6 protein-coding genes and 1 pseudogene are annotated in these 7,498 nt (G+C 58.8%); 3 read left to right on the top strand and 4 right to left on the bottom strand.

Annotation, left to right across the window (positions count from 1 at the left end):
- A partial coding sequence (locus AWB78_RS48995; protein ID WP_232478094.1) for a hypothetical protein occupies positions 1-289 on the bottom strand: 289 nt, incomplete at its 3' end.
- On the opposite strand from AWB78_RS48995, the pseudogene AWB78_RS47245 reads away from it, so the two are divergent.
- Positions 230-402: pseudogene (locus AWB78_RS47245) on the top strand (YlcI/YnfO family protein); the annotation flags it as partial. The gene AWB78_RS48995 and the pseudogene AWB78_RS47245 overlap by 60 nt on opposite strands.
- Before the next feature lie 77 nt (positions 403-479).
- Here AWB78_RS47245 and AWB78_RS40655 read toward each other — a convergent pair.
- Positions 480-2,921 (bottom strand): TOTE conflict system archaeo-eukaryotic primase domain-containing protein, encoded by a 2,442-nt coding sequence (locus AWB78_RS40655; protein WP_062612705.1) that lies wholly within the window; start codon positions 2,919-2,921, stop codon positions 480-482.
- Between the two features lie 110 nt (positions 2,922-3,031).
- On the opposite strand from AWB78_RS40655, the gene AWB78_RS47240 reads away from it, so the two are divergent.
- Positions 3,032-3,310: a hypothetical protein gene (locus AWB78_RS47240; RefSeq protein ID WP_157697825.1), complete on the top strand. Its 279-nt coding sequence runs from the start codon at positions 3,032-3,034 to the stop codon at positions 3,308-3,310.
- Positions 3,311-3,470: 160 nt separating this feature from the next.
- On the top strand, positions 3,471-3,635 hold the full coding sequence (locus AWB78_RS47235) for a hypothetical protein (protein WP_157697824.1): 165 nt from the start codon (positions 3,471-3,473) through the stop codon (positions 3,633-3,635).
- 498 nt (positions 3,636-4,133) lie between these two features.
- On the opposite strand, the gene AWB78_RS47230 is transcribed toward AWB78_RS47235, so the two are convergent.
- Positions 4,134-4,973 (bottom strand): GNAT family N-acetyltransferase, encoded by an 840-nt coding sequence (locus tag AWB78_RS47230; protein ID WP_157697823.1) that lies wholly within the window; start codon positions 4,971-4,973, stop codon positions 4,134-4,136.
- 107 nt (positions 4,974-5,080) lie between these two features.
- On the bottom strand, positions 5,081-6,403 hold the full coding sequence (locus tag AWB78_RS40640; protein ID WP_062612700.1) for a TIGR00366 family protein: 1,323 nt from the start codon (positions 6,401-6,403) through the stop codon (positions 5,081-5,083).
- Positions 6,404-7,498: the final 1,095 nt, after the last annotated feature.

Below are 7,498 nucleotides of genomic sequence, written 5' to 3'. Positions count from 1 at the left end.
TCGTCCTCGTCGCAGGTTCGGCCTGGGCAATCTGCTCCGCCTCGTCGAACACACGGTCCTTCGTTTTTCGCTTTTCGCTTTTCGCTTTTCGCTTTTCGGCGCATAGCGCTCGGCCTGTAGCAAACGAATCTGTTCCTCGCGCTGTTCGATGCGCTGGTTCAGTAAAGCATGCCTTTAGCTGATGGCGACGTGGAACCAACACCAAACGGCGGCACTGGTTGAGTAATGCATCAAGGCCACCCTCAGCGACGACGGCAGATTTGAAGCCCGGATTGAAGCTGAGGTTCATGCAGCAATTCGGCGTGCGGCTAAAATGCAGGGACGCACGATGACGATTTCGTCGTCTCGGCCGCCCGCGAAGCCGCGCAACGCGCGATCGCCGATGCCGAGGTGATTCGCCTGTAGCTGACAGATGCGAGAGGTTAAAAAGCGCCTCCAGTAGCCGGAACCGGCATAAAATACGGATCGGTTGCCCGACTTCAGACAAGGTCCAGCTGAAGCTCTTCCCCGGGCCTGCGCACCTGATACCCCATCGCTCGGTAACCGCGCTGGCGCTTCTCCCACATGCGCAGCAGCGCTGGATGGGCGGCATCGATGTAATCGAGCACCCGTACGCTTGACTTGGCCGCGTGCTCGCGGTGCAGCCGGCCAGCATACTGCTGCAACGTGCCCTTCCACGAGATCGGCATGGCCAGCACCAACGTATCCAGTACGGGGTGGTCGAAACCTTCTCCCACCAGCTTCCCGGTCGCCAGCACGACCCGGGGCCTCTCATCGGCCAGTGCGTTGAGTGCAGCAAGCCGTGCCGCGCGCGCCTGCCTCGCGAGGCGCCCGTGCAGCACGAACAATGGCGCCACATCCTCGCCCAGCGCCCGCTGGAGGTAGTCCAGATGATCGGTCCGCTCGGTTAGCACAAGCACCTTGCGTCCCTGCCGGTACTGTTGACGGATGTCTTCGGCAATCATGTGGGTGCGCTGCGCGTCATTCGCCAGATGAGCGAACACCTCCTGGATCGGCCCATCGAACGCGACACCCACTTCAGCGGTGAGCTTTTTCGGGAGAACCTCGAGCAGTTGCGGCGCGCTGGCGGGCGATTTCGCGGCATGCCGGATTGGTCCACACAGCATGAACATCACCGGCTGCTGACTGTCGCGCCGCACGGGGGTCGCCGTCAGCCCGAGCACGTAGTGCGCATTGACGGCCTTGAGCACCGCCTCGAAGGAGTCCGCGCAGACGTGGTGACATTCGTCGACAATGACCTGGCCGTACTGCCGCAACAGCTCGCCGCGTGCGCCATCCGGCGCCACTGACTGCAGCATCGCGACGTCGATCCGACCCGTCACTTTTGACTTGCCGCCCCCAATCATGCCAATGTCGCGCGAGTCGAGCGCGAGAAACGACTGCAGACGCTCACGCCACTGCTCGAGCAACTCGCGGCGGTGCACGAGCACGAGCGTGTTGACCTCACGCCGGGCAATCATTGCGGCCGCCGTCACCGTCTTGCCAAATGCCGTCGGCGCATGCAGGATGCCGGTGTCATGTCGCAACAAGTCGGCCAGTGCCGCCCGCTGATCATCCCGCAACGCGCCGGCAAATGAAACTGCAACAGGCTTCCCCGCACAACGTTCGTCACGAACGTCGCAGGCAATGTGGTTCTCGCGCAGCAGCGTCATGACTTCATCGTGGCAGCCCCGCGGCAATGCGATATGGCGCGGGCAGTTCTCGGCGCGGCCGATGATACGCGGTTTGTCCCATACGCTGAACCCGCGCGCCTGCGCCCGGTAGTACTCCGGGTTCTGGAACGCCGCGAGTCGGATGAGACGGTTGAGCAATGCTTGCGGAAGCTGGGCCTTTTCGAAATAGAGCTGGTTCGCGAGCGTCAGCGTCAGCGTCGCTGGCATCGTTCCGGCTAACCGCTTCGGCCGCGCGCGGGGCGGTGTCCATGGTTCAGCTTGGTCCTCCTGCGCAATGAACGCGATGTCGAGCGGGTGAGCGCCGCCGGTAGCGCGGAAGACCACGCCCTCGATGCCGAGACTATCCATGACCTGGACAGACGCGAGATATGCCCACTGGTCAGCGTACGGATGGAAACTATCGTCGATAAACACGCTGAAGCCCTGCTCGCGCGGCTGCTTCTGCAGCGGCAACGCAATCAGGTTACCGAAGCCGCCTTTGGGCAGCACGTCCTGGTTCGGAAAGAGCCGGTCGTAGGACGACAGTTCGAGTTGCCGGGTCCGGACACAGGTGTGACTGATGATCGCGGCCCCCATGCGCCGTGCGTCACGCGCAGCGACGGCCGATGAGAAGAAGATCCACGCATGCGCTCCGTTGCCCGATCGCGAAAGCTCGAGCGACACCGGCACGTCCAGTTCCCGGCAGGATTGCCGGAAAGCCCGAGCGTCTTCACGCCAGCCCTCCTCGTCGAAATCAACCGCGAGCAGGAAACAGGTCCCGTCCGGCATCAGCGGATAGAGGCCGAGTGTGTGATCGCCGGCCAGATGTGCATAGATAACCCGATCGTCCAACGGCAGAAGCACACGATGCCCACAGTCCGCGCACCGGATGCGGGGCTTCTCGCAGATGCCTGTTCGCCATTCATTTGCGCAGGCCGGCGCGTAGCCCGACTTCCCGGAATTGCGGCTCTCCCAACGCAGCGGATAGACATCCGTGCGGCCGCGAAAAAGTCGCAGAAAGAGCTGCACCTTCTGCTTCGTCGAAAGTGTGGGGACCTCATTGATTCGCACTACTGGCAACGACGTATGTTGGAGCACCCGCACGGGCTCGCCCTGGACGGGTGGACGAGCTGGCGGCGACAATGCGCTTAGCTTGGCGTTTTCGGTCTGCAAACGCACGAGTTCCGCGAGCAGTTCTGCCCGCGTGAAATTTTCCCAGTCCGCACGTGACGGCTTGTCTTCGTTCATCGCCTTATCGGTTCAAACCGCCTCTTCCCTGACGCACGGGCGACTGGTGCAAATACGCGTTGTTGCATATCATCGTCTCCCATATTGATGCCTGATTGTACCCACGAGCCATGTCTGCCATCGATCGCGATTCCAAACCGCGCCGCGCGAAAACACCCGGCGTACCTATCATTCGGCAATCCGTCATTTCGAAGTCGAATGGGACGGTTTTCTGCCCGCGAGCGCCGATGCGATTTGCAAGCTATCTTGCGGATCACGTGGACGCCCTGTCAGTGAACACGTTGCGGGCTCGGCTCGCCGCAACTTGCGCAGTGGCACCAGAAACAGGGCTTTGCGGATTCGACGAAACGCCGCACGTGCGCAAGGTTCTCAAGGCCATCGCTGCGTAGCACCCGGCAATCGAGAAGCACGCGAACCCGATTCAACTTGCGCAGCTCGAAAAGCTCACGGCATAGCTCGACGGGCAGATAGCCGTCTCGCGTGCATTCGAAACCGGGCGCTCGTGCTGCTGGGCTTCTGGCGCGGCGTTCGTTCCGACGAGCTTAGTCGATGCAGATCGAACACGTGAGCGTTGATGCGAACCGCAGCATGACGCTGTACCTGCCGCGCACGCAAGGCGATCGCGCACAACTGGGCACGACCTTCGAGGCCCCGGCGCTCTCACGTCTCTGCCCGGTGGCGCGAGGCGTGCATTGCAGCCTCAGGCCTGTCTGAAGGATGCGAGTTCCGGAGAATCGACCGTTGGGAATCTCAGTAACCAAGGACTGCACGCGGGCAGCTTGGCGCCGCTGTTGCGCGCTCCTTCCGTGAATCCAACCTGCCAACACCGGACAGCTATAGCAGCCACTCGCTGCCGCGAGGCTTCGCCACCTGGGCTAATTCGAACGGCCGGGATCTGAAAACGCTGATGCAATATGTTGGCTGGAAGGACGCGTGTTACATCGACGCGGCCGATCGGTTCGCTCAACACCGGATAGAACCGGCGCTCGCGACGACGCCCACGCCCACGAAGCCGGAACCCCCGGCAATTGCATTTGCGCGCCGCAACCGCTGATTAAGCCGTCACTCTGCGCCCCGTGATCGATCCATATTGACGACGGGAATAGTCACGGCAACCTCAATACCCCTCCGGATATCAACGAGCGGCACAATACAGTCAATTCCGAGACGGCGTGAGCGGGCCACCTCAAAACGCCGTTTGCGGATTGCCCATCAAAGATATCTGGTTATGTTATCCGAACTCTCGACGCCGCCCTTCTTGAGCGGAATAAAAGTCCACCCATTTGAAAATTTCCCACCACTGTTCTTGGCGATCATTTTTATTGCATCATGGGATGTCTGGCTTACGATTCCCTCATATCCTGATTTTTCCGCGTTTTTCATCTGCTCCTTCTTCAATGCACTGGCCACTCCTTTGTCCCACATTCCCGGTAGCACAGTGGTCTTTGCAACGCATACCTTGCGCCCCTCGCCACCGCATTGTTCCAGCGCATAATAGTTAATGGGCTCTTCCATCTCTCCGGGGCAAGGTTCGTACGTTGTGACACCAACGATTTTGTCATTCACAACGGCAATCAATGTGTCCGACGTACCAGAGTAAGTTACCGTTACATTTGCGAGATAGTCACAAACAGCGTCGGCAGTAGTCTCCGCCGTGCGGAGATAATCAAACATGCCAAATCGAGCATTGTTTACAAATGCACACAATCTTTCGACATCGCCTGGCCCCGGCTGCCGAATTGACACGCTGCTTCCGTCCTTTAAACTGGACTCTGTCGCCGTCGTCGTTTGTAGACTGCCTGGAAAATCGAACGCCTTAATGCGGTTATTGACTATCGCAGCCGCTCGGTCATCATCCGAGAAATCAACCTTCTTACCAATGATCGAAAAAGGTTGTTTGAAGTTTGCTGTTTTTGACGGCTTATGTTGACATTGATCAAAAATGGGGAATTTCATGAAACGACGGGGGACAGCAGAAGCTAAATTCTGCATCGAGTCCGAGCGATTAGGTTGGAAAACACAATTGAGGTTGACTCGTCTGATTGATTTCATGGCGATTCCAAACTGAAGCAATGTAGTTGCCGGGCGTGGTTGCCCGGTCAAGTTTGACCTTCCGGCAAAGCAAATGCGCCCGGCAGCCGGCATTCGTTAAGCCGCTGCTAGAACAAATATAGCCCTGCGATGAAAACCAGACCCGAGAAAAGTAGAGCGGTGACGCAATAACCCATGATGTCTCGCACGCCGAGCCCTGCAATGGCCAACGCGGGTAGTGCCCAGAACGGCTGCGCCATGTTTGTCCATGCCTCACCATAGGCAATCGCCATCGCAGCCTTACCGAGGTTCGCGCCTAGCGCCTTCGCAGCAGGCATCACGAAAGGACCCTGAACGACCCAATGGCCGCCACCGCTCGGTACGGCGAAATTGATCAGCCCCGAACTGAGAAATGTAAGCAGTGGGAATGTATAGATGTTGGCGACGTCGACAAACCACTTTGTGATCACGCCGGCCAACCCGGAATGATCCATCAGCGCCTGAATGCCCGCATACAGCGGGAACTGGATCATGATTGCAGACGTCCCGCGGGCTGCGGCGGCTACCGCACGCGCGTAGGCCATCGGCGTTTTGTGCAGCAGAATGCCGATGGCCAGAAATACGAGGTTGACTGTATCGATATCAAGGGTGAAGCCCTTGTTGCGGGTCCGGATCACGAGGAACACGGCGCACAGCAGCGCGACGAAGACGGCGAGCAGACGGCTTTCCTCCGCCCGCTCGGCGAGCGTCGCGTCAGCGGAGAGCTTGCGCGTAACCTCCTGCGGGTCGTCGAGCAGCGCGGGGTCCACGGAAATCACGTCAGACGGCTTGGGCATCATCAGGCGCGCAAGGATCGGTAGCATGACGATCAGGCCGATGGTGATAAAAGCGTTATAACCAGTGAAGATCGTCTGCGAGACGGGAATTAGACCGATGGTTTTCTCCATCGGATTGCCGCTGGTCGCGGCGACGAGGGGCACCGAGCCCGACAGGCCACCGTGCCACGTAAGAAAACCCATGTATGCGCAGGCGACCAGCAGCCGATAGTCCGTGCCTTCCACCCGCTTGGCCACTTCGCGCGACAGCATGGCGCCGAGCACGAGACCGAATCCCCAATTGATCGCACAGGCCACGGCACTCACAAACGCCACGAGCATCACGCCTTGCGTGGGCGTGCGTGCCGAATGGGCGAGCGCGACGAGCACACGCTTGACGGGGCCCGAACTTGCAAGCGCGTGTCCCGTCACGAGAATCATCGCCATCTGCATGGAGAAGGCAAGCAGGTTCCAAAAGCCCGAGCCCCACATAACCACGAGGTCGGCAGGCGATTGCGGCGTCAGCCCGAACGCAAGTGCGAAGGTCGCAATGGTAAGAAAGATCGCAAAGATCAAAGGGTCGGGCAACACACGATGTACGACCTGTGTGAAAAATGCCGAAGTGCGCTGGATCAACTGTTCTCCTCCAATATTAAATGGAAACCTTTCGAATTGCGGAAGCACGCGGGCATGCTGATTTACTGGGATCGTTTAATCCAGTGGGTCCAGTCTGTTTGCAGACGGTGAAACCGCAGAAACCGCACTTTATCCGCTTTAGATAAATCGAAGTGGAGTCTTGGCATTGAGCCATCGCCTAGTTTAGCTAGACCGAAATGCCCTCGGCGTCCTCACTCCTTTTATCTCTTTTTATTTTTCCTAGTCTTATCGAACGCCCATCGCAAAGTAGTCATACCCAGTCGCATAGGCTCAGGCCAACCGATCTGTCGCGCTACCGGGAGCAAGCCTGCGATCCAAGCCGGAAGGTGCGCATTTTGGGACAAAGGCGCAGCGAGCGTTATGAATAAAAATTAAAATATATTTTTACCGTCAGCTTGTTGGCTTGCTACCTCCGATGGCATTTTCGTCGCCACATTCGAACGACGGGTAACCACCACCGAAAGCAGGTATGTACGGATATGTACGTCAAATTTCGGACGACAACCTAAACCCGGCAATGTAGGATCGTCGCACCGAATGGGTCACGCAATGCGCCGCCGAAGTTGGCGCGCGGGCGGGCGGTGCAAGGAAGCTAGAGACAAAGGTCAATGCAGCCCCGAGCGCGATCATGCCGGGCTCTGATAGCCGACAAAGCCAGGACCACAATGAAGGTCCATTGAATTACCGTCGGTCGTTGCTATGCCTCGGTAAGTCAGGCGTGCCGACCAAGCCTGAACAGCGCTGGCGGCGGCTATGGTCGGCAGCGCTTTAATCTCCGCATGGCGTGCATCCAGCTACTGCGTGAGCATCCAGGCCGGCATTCCAACGCGGCGGTTTCATAAGGCCTCAACCCTGCCGTTCCTGGCCAAGCAGGCTGGCATCGGTCATCGACGAGCCGAGCGAGCGATGCGGGAGCTGCAGCTGCCCGATCTCGTGCAGAGGTGGCAATGGTGTACGACAAACGCGCAGGGAGATTTTCACGGTCTTGCCGCACTAAGGATCGTTACCGAAATAACTTCCCGCTATGCAGCGCTTGTTGAGTAGATGCGGTAGTTCCATGCAGGCAGGGTTGGG

Source organism: Caballeronia calidae (assembly GCF_900044055.2).
GTDB lineage: Bacteria > Pseudomonadota > Gammaproteobacteria > Burkholderiales > Burkholderiaceae > Caballeronia > Caballeronia calidae.
Note: the sequence above shows the minus strand (reverse complement) of the source record. Positions and strands in the feature narration are given on the sequence as shown.

Bases quoted from the DNA above. Each gene is read 5' to 3' on its own strand.
- AWB78_RS40655 (WP_062612705.1), bottom strand. From the start codon at position 2,921: ATGAACGAAGACAAGCCGTCACGTGCGGACTGGGAAAATTTCACGCGG.
- AWB78_RS47240 (WP_157697825.1), top strand. From the start codon at position 3,032: ATGTCTGCCATCGATCGCGATTCCAAACCGCGCCGCGCGAAAACACCC.
- AWB78_RS47235 (WP_157697824.1), top strand. From the start codon at position 3,471: ATGCAGATCGAACACGTGAGCGTTGATGCGAACCGCAGCATGACGCTG.
- AWB78_RS47230 (WP_157697823.1), bottom strand. From the start codon at position 4,973: ATGAAATCAATCAGACGAGTCAACCTCAATTGTGTTTTCCAACCTAAT.